Source organism: Methylobacterium sp. C33D (assembly GCF_053345825.1).
This window is the reverse complement of record NZ_JBKFAV010000197.1, coordinates 1-307: the sequence shown is the minus strand read 5'-3', so window position 1 is coordinate 307 and position 307 is coordinate 1. Positions and strand designations below refer to the sequence as shown.

The 307-nt window shown below is 63.2% G+C and carries 1 pseudogene; it reads left to right on the top strand.

The features are described 5' to 3' along the window. Positions 1-126: 126 nt before the first annotated feature. Positions 127-307 (top strand): annotated as a pseudogene (locus ACLBXO_RS32010) (IS3 family transposase); the annotation flags it as partial.

Below are 307 nucleotides of genomic sequence, written 5' to 3'. Positions count from 1 at the left end.
TCTCCAGCAGGGCGACCGCTTCGCGTTTGAACTCCGGCGTGAATTCTCGTCTCGTCTTTGCCATCCGACACCTTCCCCGCTCAGCATGAGCGTATCAGAGGTGTCCGCGAGGACGAGGGAGGATCAAAGGAGTACGGCGGCCTGAAGAGCGACCAGATCCGGCGCATGAAGGATCTGGAGACCGAGAACCAGCGGCTCCGGAAGGCGATCGCGGATCTCACGCTCGACAAACTGATCCTGCAGGAGGCTGCCCGGGGAAACTGACCAGCCCCGCGCGCCGACGCGCCTGCATCGCGCATGTCATGGA